Annotated in this window: 15 protein-coding genes and 1 tRNA gene; 7 read left to right on the top strand and 9 right to left on the bottom strand. The window is 64.2% G+C overall.

Annotated elements, in window-relative coordinates; genetic code table 11:
* Nucleotides 1–18: 18 nt before the first annotated feature.
* Nucleotides 19–657 (bottom strand): response regulator transcription factor, encoded by a 639-nt coding sequence (locus AC16HO_RS06290; protein ID WP_395641210.1) that lies wholly within the window; start codon nucleotides 655–657, stop codon nucleotides 19–21.
* Nucleotides 650–1663: an ATP-binding protein gene (locus tag AC16HO_RS06285; RefSeq protein WP_395641209.1), complete on the bottom strand. Its 1014-nt coding sequence runs from the start codon at nucleotides 1661–1663 to the stop codon at nucleotides 650–652. The genes AC16HO_RS06290 and AC16HO_RS06285 overlap by 8 nt, the downstream gene beginning before the upstream one ends.
* 140 nt (nucleotides 1664–1803) lie before the next feature.
* Between AC16HO_RS06285 and AC16HO_RS06280 the strand changes: the two genes are divergently transcribed.
* Together AC16HO_RS06280 and AC16HO_RS06275 are read left to right on the top strand one after the other, a co-directional pair.
* Nucleotides 1804–4371: a TonB-dependent receptor gene (locus tag AC16HO_RS06280; RefSeq protein ID WP_395641208.1), complete on the top strand. Its 2568-nt coding sequence runs from the start codon at nucleotides 1804–1806 to the stop codon at nucleotides 4369–4371.
* Between the two features lie 185 nt (nucleotides 4372–4556).
* On the top strand, nucleotides 4557–5594 hold the full coding sequence (locus AC16HO_RS06275) for a glycosyltransferase family 2 protein (RefSeq protein WP_395641207.1): 1038 nt from the start codon (nucleotides 4557–4559) through the stop codon (nucleotides 5592–5594).
* A gap of 90 nt (nucleotides 5595–5684) precedes the next feature.
* On the opposite strand, the gene AC16HO_RS06270 is transcribed toward AC16HO_RS06275, so the two are convergent.
* Both AC16HO_RS06270 and AC16HO_RS06265 read right to left on the bottom strand, forming a co-directional pair.
* Nucleotides 5685–5760, bottom strand: a tRNA-Ile gene (locus tag AC16HO_RS06270).
* 133 nt (nucleotides 5761–5893) lie between these two features.
* The gene (locus AC16HO_RS06265; protein WP_395641206.1) at nucleotides 5894–7195 is read right to left on the bottom strand and encodes a PQQ-dependent sugar dehydrogenase; all 1302 of its coding nucleotides are present in this window, start codon (nucleotides 7193–7195) and stop codon (nucleotides 5894–5896) included.
* 170 nt (nucleotides 7196–7365) lie between these two features.
* Between AC16HO_RS06265 and AC16HO_RS06260 the strand changes: the two genes are divergently transcribed.
* Entirely contained in the window at nucleotides 7366–10854 is a 3489-nt protein-coding gene (locus AC16HO_RS06260; RefSeq protein ID WP_395641205.1) for an ankyrin repeat domain-containing protein, read from the top strand.
* Here the strand turns inward: AC16HO_RS06260 and AC16HO_RS06255 are convergent.
* From AC16HO_RS06255 to AC16HO_RS06240, 4 genes are all read right to left on the bottom strand, one after another.
* Nucleotides 10851–11333 (bottom strand): YajQ family cyclic di-GMP-binding protein, encoded by a 483-nt coding sequence (locus AC16HO_RS06255; protein WP_395641204.1) that lies wholly within the window; start codon nucleotides 11331–11333, stop codon nucleotides 10851–10853. The two genes, AC16HO_RS06260 and AC16HO_RS06255, sit on opposite strands and share 4 nt — an antisense overlap.
* Nucleotides 11334–11483: 150 nt before the next feature.
* Nucleotides 11484–12200: a pseudouridine synthase gene (locus AC16HO_RS06250; RefSeq protein WP_395641203.1), complete on the bottom strand. Its 717-nt coding sequence runs from the start codon at nucleotides 12198–12200 to the stop codon at nucleotides 11484–11486.
* Between the two features lie 44 nt (nucleotides 12201–12244).
* Complete coding sequence (locus AC16HO_RS06245; protein WP_395641202.1) at nucleotides 12245–12565, bottom strand: type II toxin-antitoxin system RelE/ParE family toxin; 321 nt, start codon at nucleotides 12563–12565, stop codon at nucleotides 12245–12247.
* On the bottom strand, nucleotides 12562–13035 hold the full coding sequence (locus AC16HO_RS06240; protein ID WP_484335338.1) for a YlcI/YnfO family protein: 474 nt from the start codon (nucleotides 13033–13035) through the stop codon (nucleotides 12562–12564). Before AC16HO_RS06240 ends, AC16HO_RS06245 begins: the two co-directional genes overlap by 4 nt.
* On the opposite strand from AC16HO_RS06240, the gene AC16HO_RS06235 reads away from it, so the two are divergent.
* The 4 genes from AC16HO_RS06235 to AC16HO_RS06220 all read left to right on the top strand — a co-directional run bounded on the left by AC16HO_RS06235 (nucleotide 13003) and on the right by AC16HO_RS06220 (nucleotide 15998).
* Nucleotides 13003–14013: a helix-turn-helix transcriptional regulator gene (locus AC16HO_RS06235; protein ID WP_395641200.1), complete on the top strand. Its 1011-nt coding sequence runs from the start codon at nucleotides 13003–13005 to the stop codon at nucleotides 14011–14013. The genes AC16HO_RS06240 and AC16HO_RS06235 overlap by 33 nt on opposite strands.
* Nucleotides 14014–14074: 61 nt before the next feature.
* The gene (locus tag AC16HO_RS06230; RefSeq protein ID WP_395641199.1) at nucleotides 14075–14755 is read left to right on the top strand and encodes a uracil-DNA glycosylase family protein; all 681 of its coding nucleotides are present in this window, start codon (nucleotides 14075–14077) and stop codon (nucleotides 14753–14755) included.
* 126 nt (nucleotides 14756–14881) lie between these two features.
* A complete protein-coding gene (locus AC16HO_RS06225; RefSeq protein ID WP_395641198.1) occupies nucleotides 14882–15169 on the top strand; it encodes a hypothetical protein in 288 nt (95 codons plus the stop codon).
* A gap of 43 nt (nucleotides 15170–15212) precedes the next feature.
* Nucleotides 15213–15998 (top strand): hypothetical protein, encoded by a 786-nt coding sequence (locus tag AC16HO_RS06220; RefSeq protein WP_395641197.1) that lies wholly within the window; start codon nucleotides 15213–15215, stop codon nucleotides 15996–15998.
* A 73-nt stretch (nucleotides 15999–16071) separates the two neighbouring features.
* Here AC16HO_RS06220 and AC16HO_RS06215 read toward each other — a convergent pair whose 3' ends face one another.
* On the bottom strand, nucleotides 16072–17061 hold the full coding sequence (locus tag AC16HO_RS06215; protein ID WP_395641196.1) for a replicative DNA helicase: 990 nt from the start codon (nucleotides 17059–17061) through the stop codon (nucleotides 16072–16074).
* Nucleotides 17062–17226: the final 165 nt, after the last annotated feature.

Below are 17226 nucleotides of genomic sequence, written 5' to 3'. Positions count from 1 at the left end.
TGCCTGGCCGCGTGAGGCTCAATTCGCAATACCGCACCGCGCAGCGATGCGGGCCAATTGCGCACTGTTGGTTGCGCCGAGCTTGTGACGAATCGACGTCTGCAGATTCGCCACCGTTTTCGCGCTGAGGCGAAGACGCTCGCCGATCGCCAACGGCGAATGGCCACCGACGATCAAGGTAAAAATCTCGAACTCGCGCGGCGACAGCGCGTTCAGCGCATCGGCCTCGCCCACCGAAACCTCGCTGCCCAGCGTCCTGGTCACATCGCGGCTCAGATAGCGCTGACCCAGGGCTACGGCACACACGGCCTCCACCAGCACCTCGGGTGCGCTGGCTTTGGTGATGTAACCCGTCGCCCCCGCTTCAAGCGCCTTGCGCACGAAGATGCCTTCGTCATGCATGCTGAAGATCAGCACTCTCGCCGAGTTGTCCCTGGCCAGCAGCCGCCGCGTCAGCTCGATGCCACTGCTGCCGGGCAGGCCGATGTCCACCACCGCCACGGCCGGACGAAGCCGTGCGAAGTCGCGATAGGCCTGCTCGGGGTTCGACGCCTCGGCGCAGACAATGATGCGCGGGTCGCGTTCGAGCAAGCGGCGGTAGCCTTCGCGCACCACCGCGTGATCGTCCACCAGCAGGACGGTGATCGGTTCACTCATGACTTGCTTCGCTGTGCACAACCGGAATACTTGCGACAAGGCGGAAACCCCACCCGGGCGCGGTTTCGATGCGCAATTCGCCACCCAGCGCCTCGATCCGCTCGCGCATGCCGATCAGACCGAGGCCGGCATTGCCGTCCTCGTCGCGGCTCCGGCCACAGCCATCGTCGGATATCTGGATGCGCAGTTGCGCCTGCCCCTCGTCTGACTCCGCCCGCCATACACGCACTGCCACACGCGACGCGTGCGCATGCTTGACCACATTGGTCAGTCCTTCCTGCACGATGCGGTAGGCAGCAAGGCTGACCGCATTGCCGAGGCTGCAGAGATCGCCATAACATTGCAAGGTCACCGCTGCTTGCGGCAATCGTTCGCGCCAGCCGGCGATATGGTGTTCGAGCGCCGCCTCGATACCCAGTTCATCGAGCCCCACGGGGCGCAGCTGCCGGATCAGCCCCGCCACCGCTTTCTGCATGTGATCGAGATTGCCCACGATCGAGCGGGCAATTTCGCCGATGTCGTCGGCCTGCCCGCGCCGCTGCGCGAGCGATACGGCGTCGATCTTGACCGCGTTGAGATACTGGCCCAACTCGTCGTGCAGTTCGCGACTCAGGCGCGCGCGCTCGGTCTCCTGCGCTTCCGCGTATTGACGGACGAGGCGGCGGTTGTCCAACAACGCCACAGCCAATTGGCGCTCGGCCTGGACGCTATGCGCCAGGGCCCGGCGCGTCTCACGGTAGCGTCGCCACGCGTACCACAACGAGCCGGTCGCGATGACGAGCAGCACCCCGGGAGCCTCGTCCAGCTGCAGGTTTTCGGCAAGGTGGAACTCGCCGGCAAGGAACTCGGCGAAATCCCAGTGAGCCGAAGCAAACGCGGCCAGGATCGACAACGCGACCACCAAGGCCAAATCGCCGCGCCAGCGCGAATGCTGTGTCGGCGGCGGCACAATCTGTGCGATCTGCGGTCGGCTCATGCACGCATTTTCGGCGGAATCGTCCGCCATGCAAGCCGCAATACACGTCGGGAATTTTTCCCGCCCGTGGGCTGGCAGACTCGCGCCCTGCTCGTTGCGCACCGACAAGATTTCCAAAGTGCGCGCTGCGGCGCAGAACCCATCACCACAGGACGACCAGGGGTAGTCGAATGACGCGTGCGATTCCGGTAAAGAACCCGTTTGCGCCCGCCGCGCTTGCTGCGGCCTTGCTGGCCACGACCGGCAACGTCGCTTTCGCCGTCGTCGCGGACGCGGACGCGAGCAGGGACGCTTCCGCGAAACTGCCGGTCGTCAACTTCGACACGATCGAAGTGACGCCGCTCAACGGCGGCGCACAACCGCGCAACGCGATCGCCGCGCCGGTGCAGACGGCCAGCGGCGACGACCTGCGCAACAGCAACGCGATCGACCTGACCGAATTCCTCAATCGCAAGTTCAGCGGCGTGTACTTCAACGAGTCGCAGGGCAACCCGCTGCAGCCCGACGTCAACTACCGCGGCTACACCGCATCGCCGCTGCTCGGCACGCCGCAGGGACTCTCGGTATACATGGACGGCGTGCGTCTCAACCAGCCGTTCGGCGATGTCGTCAGCTGGGACCTGATTCCGCGCAGCGCGATCGCCGGCATCACGCTGATCCCGGGATCGAATCCGCTGTTCGGCCTCAATACGCTCGGCGGTGCACTCTCGCTCGAAACGAAAAGCGGGCGCACCGATCCGGGCACCACGGTCGAACTGGGTTATGGCGCGCATGCACGCGGCACCGCGGATATCCAGTCGGGCGGCGTCGACGGTGCCTGGGACTGGTACCTCAATGCCCACTATTTCACCGACGGCGGCTGGCGCGAATACTCGCCGACCGACCAGGGCCAGTTCTTCGGCAAGCTCGGCTGGCACGATGAAGGCAGCGATTTCGAACTGAGCTACGCCTACGTCAAGGACTCGTTGATCGGCAACGGCCTGCAGGACATGCGTCTGCTGGCGCAGGACTACAACAGCGTCTACACCATTCCCGACCGGACCAAGAACCAGTCCCACTACCTCAACCTCGAAGGCAGGCATGCTTTCAGCGATGCGTTGTCGGTCGCCGGCAACGTGTACTACCGCAAGATCGATACGCGCACGCAGAACGGCGATCTCAACGACGACTCCATCGGCGAATCGGTGTACCAGCCTTCGGCTGCGGAACGGGCGGCGCTGACCGCAGCCGGCTACAGCGGTTTTCCGGCCAGCGGCGCGACCGCGGCGAACACGCCGTTCCCGAAGTGGCGCTGTATAGCCAATGTGCTGCTCAACAGCGAGCCGAACGAAAAGTGCAATGGCATCGACACGACGACGCGCACGCATCAGCACAACTACGGCGTCAACCTGCAGTTGGACTGGAATGCCGAATTCGGCGGCAACCGCAATGCATTCCTGGTCGGCGGCGGTTACGACGCGGACCGCATCCGCTACGCGCAGTCGGCTCGCTTCGGCTATCTCGCTGCCAATCGCAGCGTCGTCCTCGTCGACGGCCCCGGCGCCTACGCCGACGGCTCGCAGAATTCCGAAAACGCGTTCGACTCGCGCGTCGACCTGCGCAGCCGCGCGCACACCTGGAGCGCGTTCTTCAGCGACACGCTGACTCTCGCCGACGTGTGGAACCTGACCATCTCCGGCCGCTACAACCGGCAAACCGTCATCACCCGCGACCTGCTCGATCCCGACGGCGGCATCGACTCGCTCAACGGCAACGACACCTACCGCCGCTTCAACCCGGCCGCAGGACTGACCTGGTCGCCGAGCGCGGCGTTCAACGCCTACATCGGCTACAACGAAGGCAGTCGCGCGCCGTCAGCCGTCGAACTCGGCTGCGCAAACGAGAACAACCCGTGCCGCCTGCCCAATGCCATGGCCGGCGACCCGCCGCTCGCGCAGGTGGTCACGCGCACGCTCGAAGCCGGCCTGCGCGGTACGCTGTGGGACAGCACGCACTGGAACGTCAACATTCATCGCGCGGAAAACAAGAACGACATTTTGTTCGTCGCCGCGCCCGATGCACCCGGCGCGGGATTCTTCCAGAATTTCCCGAAGACCCGGCGCGAAGGCTTCGACCTCGGTTTCGACAGCAGGGCGTCGGCGTGGAGTTACGGCGCGCAGTATTCCTACGTTAAGGCCACGTACCAGGCCTACGGCCTGTTCCCGGGCGACGGCAACAGCACGAACAGCTTCGCCGCGATGGATCCGGCATTCCGCGGCCTCGCGGGCGGCACGATCACGGTAAGCCCCGGCGACCGCATGCCGCTGATTCCGAAGCAGACCTTCAAGGCCTTCGTCGGCTACGACTTCGGCGAGACGTTGTCGCTGAACCTCGATTTTCGTGCATCGGGCGGTGTTTACGCACGCGGCAACGAAAACAATGCGCATCAGCCGGACGGCACCTACTATCTCGGCCCCGGCAAGACGGCCGGCTACGGCGTGTTCGACCTAGGCATCAACTACAAGCCCACGCCGAAGTTGACCTTCTTCGCCCAGATCGACAATCTGCTCGATCGCGAGTACTACACGGCGGCGCAGCTCGGGGCCACCGGCTTCGATGCAAACGGTAGTTTCCATGCACGTCCGTTTCCCAAGGTGGCAGGCGCGCCCGGCGATGAAAATTATCCCGTTCCGCGCACGACGTTCTTCGCACCGGGTGCGCCGCGGCTGATCTGGACCGGAATCAAATACCGCTTCTGATCCGCGGTGCCCGCCGAAGAATGGCGCGCGCCGGAAGCCGCGCAGGGCGCGGTCGAGAAGAGGACGTTTGTAGCGCTCGCACGCGGTTACCAGGCAATCCGGCGGCGCCATCGCGCACGGCACGCAAAGCTTTTTACCGTATACTCCGCCGCGCACCGTCCGCCGAGCCATGGTCACCCGCTCACATGCCCGCGCCCTTGGTATCCGTCGTCATCCCGGGATTCAATTGCGCGCAACACGTTGTCGCGACGCTGGAGAGCGTGTTCGCGCAAACCCATCCGAACATCGAAGTGATCTTCGTGGACGATGGCTCGACCGACGACACGCCGAAGATCCTCGAGCAATTTCGCCAGCGCATCACCATCATTCGCACCAAGAATGGCGGCCTGGGTGCAGCAAGGAATGCCGGAATGGCGCATGCCCAAGGCGAATACATCGCCTGGCTCGACGGCGATGATCTCTGTGAGCCGGAACGTATTGCGGTGCAGGCAAGCTTCCTGGCGCATCGGCCTGAAGTCGCCGTCATCTCGACCGCCTTCTCGACATTCAATGAAGAAGGACTCATTGCAGCCTCCGGGGGCCCCGCGTACTACACCGCGCTGAAGCGTTACCCTCTCGATACATTGTTTTCGCATCTGGACGTCTTCACCGGGGCGGATGTCGGATGGCTCGGACGGACGTTCGAACCGGTCCATCGCATCTACTGGGGGCGAATCTGGGAACGCCTCATCCTCGGCAACTTCATGCATCCGCCTACCCTGATGATGCGGCGCGACGCGCAGCGCGAGGTCGGGAACCTGTCGCTGGGAATGGATATCGGTACCGACTGGGACTACATCTTGCGACTCGCTCACGTTGGCCCGGCCGCGCTCGTCGACACTCCGTTGCTCAAGTACCGGCGGCACGGCGAGCAAATGTCCGGCAGGCTCTTGGAGGGCCAGCTCACCGCAATCCGCGTGCTCCAGGCGCTGCTCGCGCGGCACGGCGACGAACTCACCGAACTTCGGCCTCAAATCGAGCGGAAATTTGCGCAGTGTCATGCGCTCGCGGCCTATTTCCTCGCCGAGGAATCGCGCTCACGCGCTCTGTCCCATCTCGTCAGCGCCGCTTTGCGGGATCCTCGTGAAACCCGCGTGGGGTATCACCTTTCCCGTATCATCGCCGGCCGTTCCGGCCTCGCCCTTCTGCGTCGATTGCGGCGGCAGCCCACCGTTCGACGTTGAGCATCTCCGGAAGAAGCGGAAAAAGGCTCGTTTCTCCACGAGCCTGGCCGAACTAAGCTTTCACCCACACGCCGCACAAGTGCGACGGAATGGTGGGCCCGCCAGGATTCGAACCTGGAACCAAGAGATTATGAGTCTCCTGCACTAACCGTTGTGCTACAGGCCCTGCGTCGTCGAAGTATGCAACTGCGTGCGGCAGGATGCCGGGCCGCCGTCGTGATGGCAAGTCCATGCCGGCGCGATATCGTGGCCACGGACTACATCACGAAGCCGGTGCGGGCGCGAGGCAGGCGTGCGGGTCAGGGCCCGGCGTAGCGCACCCGCCAGATTGACCCCGTGCCGTCATCGGTGACCAGGAGCGAGCCATCGCTGGCCACAGCGACGCCGACCGGGCGGCCCCAGACGGTGCCGTCGTCGAGGACGAAGCCGGTGAGAAAATCCTGATATTCGCCGCTGGCGCGCGCGTTGCCGTGGCGCGACACGCGGATCACCTCGTAGCCGGCGCGCGCGGAGCGGTTCCATGAGCCGTGTTCGGCGGCGAAGATGTCGCCCGAGTATTCCGCCGGAAACTGCTTGCCATCGTAGAAGGCCAGGCCGAGCGAGGCGCTGTGCGGCTGGATCAGCACGTCGGGCACGATGACCTTGTCCTTGAGCTCGGGGTGCTTGCCGGCGTGGCGCGGGTCCTGGTTCGCGCCGATGTACCACCACGGCCAGCCGTAGAAGCCCCCTTCCTGCACGTGCGTGATGTAGTCGGGCACGAGGTTGTCGCCGAGCATGTCGCGCTCGTTGACGCTGGTCCACAGCTCGCCCGACTTCGGATCGATCGCGAGCCCGACCGGGTTGCGGATACCGGCGGCGAACACCTTGCGCCCGGCGCCGTCGGAATTGTATACAAGTATATTCGCGCGAAATTTCTCCGCCGGCGTCGTATCCGGATCGTCGACGTTGGAGCGCGAGCCGACCGCGACGAACAGGCGCTTGCCGTCGGCCGAGAACACGACGTCGCGCGTGGAATGCCCACCGCTCGGCAGGTCGGCAAGCTTCTCGGGCTTGCCGCTCGCCTTGAGATCGCCGTTGCGATATGGCAGGCGCACGAGCGCGTCGGTGCTGCCGACGTAGAGCCATTGCGGTTCGGCGCCGGGCGGATAGAACGCGAGACCGAACGGCTCGTTCAACCCATTTGCATACACTTCGACCTTCTGCGGCTTGCCGTCGGCGCCGATGCCGCGCAGCACGCGGATGCGCCCGGCGGCGGTTTCGGCGACGAAGATGTCGCCATTCGGTGCGCGCCGGATCTGGCGCGGGTTGTGTAGATCGCTGGCAAACCACTCGACCTTGAATCCCGCCGGCACCTTCGGCCACACGCCGGCCGGCCGCGGCACCATGTGCGGGCCGTTGCCGACGCCCTTGGTTGCATACGGCGCAGGCAGGTCGGCCGGCGTGATCTTGCGCGTGGTGCCGGGCGATTCGTAGCGGAAATCGGTGAACGGCGGTGTCGGCGCGGGCGCGTCGAACTTGCTCGCCGCAGCCTGCTGCGCGAGCACCGGAACGCCGGCAAGCAGCGCAGCGGCGGCGATCAAGGTGAATGCTGGGTGGATCATGGCAACTCCCGTGCGGGTAGCGGACGCGCCGGTCCGGGCGCGAGTCGGACCGTTATTCTGCAACGACGACAGCGCGAAGTCGCGACGATTTTCATTACGTGCTGCTAACAGAATGTCTACCGTTTCTCGGTATACTCGCGCCGAATTCCCCACCGCAGACCGCAACGGTAATGTCGAACCCCCGGCCCGGGCGCCCGCACAACCTGCTGATCGATCTCGCCTGGTTCCTGCCGGCACTGGCCGTCTTTTCGCTAGCCGCCTTCGTTCGCCACCCCGCGGTGGCCATTGCCCTGTTCGTCGGCAACGGCCTGACCATGGTCGCGATCACCCACGCGCTGCACCTGCGGCGGCGCCCGGTCGACATCGAGCCGCTGGTTCTCGGCGGCGCGGCCTATGGCGTGCTGCTCGCGGTCTATGCCGCCGTGTTCGCGCTCGTCGCATTCTTTCCTTCACGCCTGATCCTCGCCCACGTCTCGTTCGCCACGGCGCTGCTGCTGGCGGCGGCGGTCGTGCTGCTGCTCGCGCCGTGGCGCGGCTGGCCCGCGTTCGGCCTCGCCGCGTTGCTCGACGAGTTGCGCACGCGGCGGCGTCCGCCCGGTCTCGGCGAAACGGTCGGCAACAGCGTCGACCTCGCGCATCGCCTGACCGCGCGTGAAGACCTGTATTTCCCGCAGGGCCTGGTTGTGTCGCTGGCCGTGTTCGCGCTGACGCTCGGCACCTTCGCCATTGCCGGGATCGGTGTCGATCTGCCCGAAACAACGCGCCTGTTCGCACTTGGCGCCTACGCGCTGGTGCTGGCACCGCTGTGCCACTGGTTGATGGTGCGTACGAGTCTCGCGGCGATACTCGATCAGCGCGATCTGCTGCGCCCCGCGCATCCGCGCGACGCGCGTCCGCAACGGACGCCGCCGTCGCTGGATACCACGGTCGCTCCGGCTCAGCCCGTTTCGGCTGCGGCGCCTGAGCCGGTCGCGGTACCCGCGCCGGCTTCCATTTCGCCCTCCACTCCCGCGTCGGTGCCGGTCGATCAAGCGCAGCTCGACGCGCGGCTGCTGCGCCATGCGCGCGCCTGCGACGGCGTGGCCGCACTGGCCGCGCTTGCGCAAGGCGCCGACCCGAACTTCGTGCCGCACGCGGGCGAGCGCGACCAGCGTTCGGTCGTCGTGCTCGCCTGCGTCGCCCAAGACCTGACCCTGCTGCGGGCACTGATCGCCAAGGGCGCCGACATCAACCGCGCTCACGCCGGCCTGACCCCGCTGATCGCGGCGACGCGCGACAGCTATCAGGGTCGGCCCGACGTCGTCGTCACCCTGCTCACCAACGGCGCCGATCCGCACTGCGTCGACGCCGAGGGTAACACGCCGCTGCATTTCGCCGTGCGCGCGGCCGAGCCTACCGTCGCCGCGTTGCTCTGCGATGCGTCGGCGCCGGTCGACGCGATCAATCGCGAAGGCCACACCCCGCTCGCCATCGCCTGCGCGCTGGGACGCAGCGACCTCGTGCGCTTCCTGCTCGAGCGCCGCGCCGCGGTTCACGTCGCCGACGCTGTGCCCGCGTTGATCGCGGCCGCGGCCTCGCCCGACGACAACACCGACGTGGTCAAGCTGCTGCTCAAGCGCGGCGCGCGCGTCGACAGCACCGACAATCACGGCCGCACGGCGCTGGCGATCGCCGCGCAGCACGACAACGCCGACATCGCAGCGCTGCTGCTCAAGTCCGGCGCCGCGATCGACGCAACCGACGCGCTCGGCGTCAGCGCGCTGATGGAAGCCGCGCTCGCCGGCGCCGCCGACGTGCTCGATGTGCTCGGCGCGAACGCGCCCGCGCTCGAACAGGCCGACCACAGCGGCCGCACCGCGCTGATGTTCGCCGCCGAGTCGATCTACGCCGACGACGCCTTCGTCGCGCGCCTGCTAGCGCTCGGTGCCGCGATCGACACGACAACGCGCGAAGGCAAACGCGCGGTCGATTTCGCCGCCGCCGCCGGCCGCTGGAGCGTGGTCAAACTGCTCGACCCGGACTACGCGCTGCCGGCCAGTATCGATGCGGGCGCAACGTCCACCGCGACCGCGCGCGAGGATTCGCCCGCGCACCTGCTAGATGCACTGCGCTTCGGCCACTGGCAGATCGCCGACAGCTTCGCGCAGACCCAGCGTGCCTGGCCGATGGCGCGACGTGCGCAACTCTTTCTCGATCTCGCCGAACACCGCGACCCGGCCGCGCGCGCGTGGCTGCTGCGCCACGGCCTCGACGCGAATGCGACACTGCCCCACGGTACCGCGCTGGTCGGCGCCCTGCTCGCGCATTTGCCCGAGAGTCTCGCCGCGCTGCGCGAGCTGATCGATGCCGGCGCGCAGACCGCGGGCAGCGGTCTGCTCGGCGCAGTGTTCGATGCGCTGATCCGCCATCCCGAACGGCGCGCGGAGCTCGAGACGCTCGCACTGACGATGCTCGAACGCGGCGCCGATCCATTCGCCAGCGACGCGAACGCGCAGACGCCGCTCGCGCGCTGCATCGCCTGTGGCAGCGCGCGCATCGCGCAGACGCTGCTCGAACGCGGCGCCGATCCGAACCCGCGTGACCGCCACGGACGCACGCCGCTATTCGCCGCGTTCGCGCTGCCGCCCGATGCGGCCGACGCGATCACGCGCGCGCTCGTGCGCGCCGGTGCCGATCCAGAGCTGGCCGCCGCCAACGGCGAAACCGCGCTCGGCCTCGCCCTCGCCTCACCGCAAACGGGCCTGCGCCGCTGGCTGGACTGGACGCGATGGAAACTGCCCAAACGTGCGCTGCGCGCCGCCGACCTGCCTGCCGCCGCGCAACTCGGCGACGCCGATGCGGTGGCGAAACTCATCGACCTCGGCCTCGCCATCGATGCGCCCGATGCGCAGGGCGCAAGCGCGCTGCTGCGTGCCGCGGGCGCCGGCCGCGTCGACCTCGTTGCGCTGCTGCTCGATCGCGGCGCCGACCTCGCGCAAGCCGCAGCGAGCGGTGCGACGCCATTGTCCGCGGCGGTCACCGCGCGCCGCACCGGCGTGGTCGACGCGCTGCTCGACCGCGGAGTCGCGGTCGACCAGCGCATGCCGGGCGGCAGTACCATGCTGATGATCGCCGCGGCGCTCGGCTATCCCGACCTCGTCGCCGGTCTGCTCGCGCGCGGCGCCGATGCCAACGCGCAGGACGAGCGCGGCAAACGCCCGCTGCACGCTGCCGCGCAATTCGCCTTCGCCGGTCGCGACACTGCGCGCGCGCGGCAGACGCTGGAACTGCTGATCGGCAAAGGCGCCGAACTCGACGCGCGCGACGCCAAGGGCGGCACCGCACTGCACACCCTGCTCGGCGCGCACGCCGCACCCGGAAGCGTTGGCGACCAGCACCATTTGCAGGCCCTGCTTTCGCTGTTTCTCGTCGGTCGCGCCGACGTCAACGTGCAGGACGAACGTGGCGTCTCGCCGCTGCACGCCTGCGCGATGCATGGTTTGATCCTGCCCGCGCGCGCGCTGCTCGCCGCGCGCGCCGATGCGGAAGCAACGGACTCGATGGGCCGCACGCCGCGCGACGTCGCCAACCTGCTCGGCTTCATCGACGTCGCCGCCGAACTGACCGCGCGCCTGCCGACGGCGATGCCGCTGCCCGGGCGGCCGGCGGCACAACGCTAATCGCGGAAATTCTCGTACTGCAGCGGCATCTTCAGATCCGCTGTGCGCAGCAGCGCGATCGCCATCTGCAAGTCGTCGCGTTTCTTGCCGGTCACGCGCAGCTTGTCGCCCTGGATCTGCGCCTCGACCTTGAGCTTGGCGCCCTTGATCATCGCGACGATCTCCTTGGCCAGCGGCTGCTCGATGCCCTGCTTGAGCGTCACCTTCTGCTTCGCGCTGGCGAGATTCGTTTCGGGATCGTCCACTTCCATGCAGCGGATATCGATCTGCCGGCTGGTCAGGCGCTGCTTGAGGATGTCGAGCATCTGTTTCAGCTGGAACTCGGCCTGCGCCTTCATCGTGACCACCGTTTCCTCACGCTCGTAGACCGAGCCGGTACCCTTGAAGTCGAAACGATTGGTCAACTCGCGATTGGCCTGATCGACCGCGTTGGTCAGTTCGTGCAGGTCGAGCTTGGAAACGATGTCGAACGAAGGCATGGCGGCGGCGTTGTGTGGGAGTCACGGCATTCTAGCAAGCGCGAATTCGGCGTGTGCTCGCCTGCTTCGCGGCCGGAGCCGCACACGCAAGCAGCGCGTGGACGGCCGCCTCGAGAGGCCAAGCAACCTCTGCGCCGGAATGGCGGCGACCTATTTTTCAGCCACGTCCTGCCACCCGAACCGCTCAAGCACCTTCAGCCAAACCGGGTCCGGTCTTGCGACCAATGCCATGCGCGTACCCGACATCGGATGCACAAATTCCAACTGCCACCCATGCAGCAACATGCGATGCATGCCGAAATGGATGCGCCACAGCCGGTTGTGATCGCCGCGCCCATGACTCGTGTCGCCGACGATGTGGTGCGAGACGTGGTGGAAGTGTTTGCGAATCTGCCGGTAGCGACCGGTCTCGGGCAGCGCTTCGACCAGCGCGTAGCGTTGCTCGGGATACCGGCCCATTTCGATCGGCACCGTTGTCGTCGCCAGCGTGCGCCAGCGCGTCAGCGCCGGCTTGCGCGGCCCGTGCTCGCGCACGCCGGGCAACGGATAGTCGATCGCGCCCTCGCCCGCCGGCCAGCCACGCACGACCGCGAGATATTTTTTCGTCACCTCGCGCGCCATGAACGCGCGGCCAAGCTCACCGGCGATTTCGCGCGACTTCGCCAACAACAGCACGCCCGACGTCGCGCGATCGAGACGATGCGCGAGATACAGATTCGCACCGGCCTGCTGCTTGATCCGGTCGAGCAGGAAATCGGTCTCGTCGTTGGCGATCTTGCTCTTGTGCACGAGCAATCCAGCCGGCTTGTTGACTGCCAGCAGCTCGTCGTCTTCGTGGATGATCTCGATGGATTCCGGCAATGTCATTCCAGTCGCACAGGAACCACGTTCCGCATGCCTTCGGGTGGAGGTCAGTGATAATCCTGCTCGACCTGATGCCGCACTGCCAGCACCAATACGAGGTTCGGCGGAATGATTTCATATAACGCAACGTATCCGCGGTTGCCGAACGGAATCGGCAATTCGCGGCGCAAGCCATTCTTGCCGTCGCCTGCCTTGCGGTAAATCATCGGCGATTGCGCCAGATGCGTGTTGACTGCGGCGTCGATCGCGCTCAATGCCTGCTCGGCGATTTCCAAATCCTCAACGTATTTCGCGCGGTCAATCAAGAATGCATACAGCCGCCGCAAATCCTCTTCGGCAGCAGGTGCGAACTTGACGCGAAATATCACGAGCCGCGCTTGAGCTGCTTGCGCTTGGCTTCCAGTTTGGCGCGCAAGTCCGCCAGCACTTTTCCTGCGGGACGAGCAACGCCGTCACGCTGGAATTGCCGGAATGCGGCGTCGCCGCGCGCATGGAAGGCCTCCTGGATGCGCCGGTATTCCACCGCACCACGAACGCTGGCCTCGACGAAACCGGACAGGGTTTCGTCTTCGCGCAAAACGCTTTCCAGTTCGGCGCGCAATTCGGGAGCGACGCGGACTTGTGGCAGCACGGCTGTTTTCATGTGCATGATGTAACGCATTCGCGTTGCACGGTCAAGCGGCCGCACAACCCACGAATTGACAAGCGCCAAGGATGCGACGCAGATTGTCGCAACATCGTGCGATAGCGCCTCTTTCACAAAAGGCATCCTCGCATGACCGCCAAATCGAACAGGGTTGCGATCATGTCCAAGCATCAGGATGCCTTGCTGCGCCAATGGATCATGCTGCGGCATGTGCCGCGGTATCCGCGCAAGATCACCGTGCAGGAGTTGCGCAGCGCATTGGCCGACGAAGGTTACGACATCACCGAACGATCGCTGCAGCGCGATCTCAATGAGCTTTCCGGCGCATTCGCGATCACTTGCGACGACCGCGAAAAGCCCTACGGCTGGAGCTGGCAGAAGGACGCGCCGAGCTTCGACCTGCCGGGCCTGACCGCCGCCGAAGCGCTGACGCTGGCGATGACCGAGCAGCACCTGCAACACCTGTTGCCCACGCCGATGCTCGAACAGTTGCGCCCGTACTTTCGCGCCGCGCGCCAGCGGCTCGACGCGGAACCCGCGCCGCGCAGAAGCCGCAGTTGGCTCGGCAAGGTGCGTTCCGTGCCGCCGACACAGCCGCTGCTCGCGCCGAAGATCGAAGCAGCCGTGCAAGACGCCGTCACAGAAGCGCTGCTGCACGAACGCCAACTCGACATCTGTTATCGCAAGCGCGGCGAGCGTAATGCCGAGGAATACCGCGTGCAGCCGCTGGCACTGGTGCAGCGCGGGCCGGTGCTTTACCTGTCCTGTCGCTTCTTCGACTACGAGGACGTGCGAATCATCCCGCTGCACCGCATCCTTGCCGCGACGATACGAACCGAACCCGTGCGCTACCCGAAGAATTTCTCGCTCGACGAGCAGATCGAGCAAGGCGCGTGGGCGTTCGGTTCGGGCAAGAAGATCAAGCTGGAAGCGATCTTCAGCGCCGAGGCGGGCGAGCATCTTTACGAAACGCCGCTGTCGAAAGATCAGACTATCGAAGTGCAGCCCGATGGTCGCCTGCGGGTTACGACGACTGTGGCCGATACGCCGCAGTTGGTGTGGTGGTTGCTGGGGTTTGGTTCGGGCGTGGAAGTGACGGCGCCACGAAATTTGAGGGCGAAAGTTCGCAGTGAAGCGCTTTTAATGAAAATTCAGCACGAAAAAGGGTGAAATCGACCGCTTGTACGTTCTATGGTTGGAACAACTCTTTTCTGTGCGTTTGTGGGGAAACATGAGTATCGAACTGTCGATTTCAGTGCGTGAAGACGCACTTTTTTCAGAGTGGAAAGTACATCGCCCGGCATTCGTTGCCGACGGTGTGGTCAACGAAACGGACTACATAGGCTCCAGTCCTCGCCTTCTTTTCGTCCTAAAGGAAGTCAACGATCCAGATGGGGGAGACTGGGATTTGCGCGAGTTCCTCCGAACTGGAGGTCGCCCGGCAACTTGGGACAACCTGGCTCGATGGATAGAAGCTATACGTAGTCCAACGATTTTGCCTTGGGAGCAGATAGAGACTATCGACATCCAGCGTCGAACCGCTGCTTTGCGCTCAATTGCTGCTGTGAACTTGAAGAAGACTCCTGGGTGGTATACATCGGACCCCAATGAAGTGAGTCGTTTTGCCGACGAAGACTCGAAATTCCTGCGACTGCAGATTGATCTTTACAAGCCGCACTTGGTCATCTGCTGCGGCACTGGAGACTGGTATAAACACATCATGGACGCTAGCAATCTGCGTGAGTGGCGCCGCACAAACCGAGGAGTCTGGTACTACGTCGATGCCACTGACGTTCCAGTTCTGGCGTTCGCCCATCCCGAGGCAAGAGTTCCAGCCCAATACCTCCACTACGCGTTGCTTGACGCAGTGAGGGAATTGCGCGGTTCGTTGCCTCAAACCACTCTTCGATGATGCTCACGCATGTACTGACGCGACATAGTCTGTCGCTTGCTTCGACATACTGGCAGCGGCTCGAATCGCTGCCATGACTGCGGGGCAACTATCAGTCCGTGGGCTTCGCAACTGAGATGAGAGAACATGATTCTGCTACACATTCCTGATGCGCCGCCGATTCGATGCACTGAACAGGTGTCGCTTGCCGTGACGCCGGCTTGCGCAAATCCGTTCGTCTTGAAAGCCATGACTGCCACAGCCGCGACGTTCGTCTACAGGGTCGAATACAAGCTGCGTAACCGTGAAACGGGCTCCACGGGAGATACCCACGCCACGTATATCCGCGCTGCGAGCGAGGCCAATGTGCTAACCGAGTTGAACAAGCAGAACCCCGGAAAGGATGTCGTGGTTCTTTCGCTGGTCAAGCAGTAGCGGCGAATCCCGCGACGCTATCTGCGAAGCCACCCATAAACCCATGCAATGGCACCTGACTCCCGACCCATGGGACTTCCGTCGCGGTGCGGCGACCCTGCTAATCACCGATCACCCGGTCGTATGGCGTTTTCGTGATTGTTTCGCGGAAACCGGTATAGACCTGCTCGACCCCGGCAATGCACACGAAGTGGAGCTTGGCCCGGCGCTGCGCAGCATCGATTCGCCATTGATCGCCGTGGCCTTGCGGGACACTAGCCGATACGGATCGACCGTCATTCACTATGCAAAGACGAACGGAGTGCTTGGCTCGTGCCTGTTTTACATCGGCAATGGGCAGTGGTTGCGCGGCAGTCATCCGCAGCTATTGGCGCAAATCGAAAATCCGGCAAGCAGCGCATCCGGCTCGTTGGACAATCTCGCAGACATCATCGCTTTTGCGCGCCTTGTGCAGATATTGAAGCCCAATCTGATCAGCGTGGACGTCGTCGATATCCTTGCATGCCTGGACCTATCCAGACACGATTGCGCAATTGTCATTGGAACATTTCACCTGCCGCGCGACCCGGCGCAGGTAGCCGATTCGTTCAGTCGCTGGATGCGCGAACAAGGCATCGCAGCGCCATGGAACTGCGTATTCTGTATCGAAACCTCGCACGTCGAAAACAGTATGGCGTTCTTTAATCAATGCGCCGACGCTGTTCACCATGAGCTTCGCAAAGACGCTTTCGTCGTTGTCGGCACCCACTTGCGCCCTTCGATCACAGCGCGCTGCACTATGGCTCTTCTCAGTTCACGCGAGCCCTTGAACTGCTCGCCCATGACTTGAGCAAGCGCGCTGGCGGTTTTCCCGAAGACTATTCAAGCAATCAAGGAAATCCATGACGCTTTGACAAGCGCCTTCACGTGGTTGGGTTTTCGCGGTTACGTTTCGGCCAATCCTCGAACTTGGCGTATTGCGGCAGGTATCGCAGCTTCAAGGAACCCGTGCGCTCATTGCGATTTCGCGCGACGATGATTCGTGCTTCCTGCTGCTTCGCGGATTCGCCGGATATCGACTGATCCCTGTCCAGCAGCAATATCGCGTCGGCATGATTTTCCAGCGAACGATCCACCAAGCGAACCTGCTCGCCGACAGGCCCGCGCGTTTGCGCAAGCACGATTACTGTCACGTCGAACTCACGCGCGAAGGCACGCAACTCGAACGCCAAATCTGGTTTGTCCATCAATTCGAGATGATCGATCACGACCAGCCGCGCAGCGTGCATGCTGCGCATCCCGCGCATGCGGGCCCGCAATGACGCCGCCGATTGCGATGGTGTGGCGTCGATGATGATTGGCGCATCGCTCAGAGCCTTGATCGCGCTGGTCACGCGCGGCCAATCCTTTTCTCTTATCCGGCCATCCCGCAGATGTTCCCGATCGATGGGGCCGAGTGCGGCGATCAAACGCAGCGTATATTCTGTCGCTGCCCGTTTCATCGAGAACACGCAGACGTGTTGTTCTGCTGTCGAAACGTGCATGGCGATCTGTGCGGCCAGTGCCGATTTACCTGCGCAAGGTTCCGACGCCACCGCGATCAACTCGCCTGAGCGCATCCCGCCCAGCAATGCATCCAGTTCGGTGAAGCCCGTGTACAAGCCCGCCAGCGCATCCTTTTTCTCGTGACGCGCGTGGATGACCTGGAATGCGATCTGTACTGCGGAGCGCAGACCCACCGCTTCTGCATCGTTCCATTCCCCCTCGTCGGCGATTTCGCGTACCCACTGCGAAACGGTCGTCGTTATTTCGCGGACTTTCTCCGCGGAATACGATTCGCTTTTCGTGGCGAGCGAGATCGTGCGCGTGCAAGCTTCGATGAGCTTGCGCAGAATGGCGTGTTCATTGGACATGGCTGGTTCTTTCGTATACGAAGCCGTTGGATCGCGCGCGATCCGGCTTCAGTTGGTCAGGACAGGAATGATCGGCTCGGCTTTGGCATCCGATGCGTTCCTTCGAGCGGCGAACGGCTCGAACTTGTTTCCAAGTCAAAGAATCACGCGGGAATGCGGCAAAAG

This window comes from Rudaea sp. (genome assembly GCF_057139185.1).
This window is presented reverse-complemented; position numbering and strand designations above follow the sequence as displayed.